This window comes from Bartonella sp. TT110JLCBS, from assembly GCF_042193405.1.
In the GTDB taxonomy this organism is placed as follows: Bacteria; Pseudomonadota; Alphaproteobacteria; order Rhizobiales; family Rhizobiaceae; genus Bartonella.
Genome location: NZ_JBHILT010000216.1, coordinates 314 through 681 on the forward strand (window position 1 = coordinate 314; position 368 = coordinate 681).

Below are 368 nucleotides of genomic sequence, written 5' to 3' on the forward strand. Positions count from 1 at the left end.
TCCCAATCCAAATCCCGGAATTATTAGAGAACCAAGCATCAATATTCCTATAAAACCTAAACACATCAACTTAATGCACCCTAAGTTAAAACCGGAACCAGAGAGCACATTTGATCTATTTAATGTCGAAAGTAAGAATGAACTTACAATTTTACTGACTATTCAAGCTATGCAACCAAATGTAGTAAATCCTATAAACATTATTTTAGAACACACTTCCTCTAACTATCCCAATAAAACACTTAAAGCTTTTTATTGCATTGGCTTTTTTCGTTTTTCAGAGACGCAAAGATTGAATTTTTTGGCTAAGATATCCAAGACAGAACGTGCTCTATATCGTTCCCTCATTCGCGATAAATAAAAAATGA

Annotated in this window: 1 pseudogene; it reads left to right on the top strand. The window is 33.2% G+C overall.

What is annotated here, in order from left to right:
* A pseudogene (locus ACFILW_RS10550) lies at positions 1 to 361 on the top strand (hypothetical protein); the annotation flags it as partial.
* Positions 362 to 368: the final 7 nt, after the last annotated feature.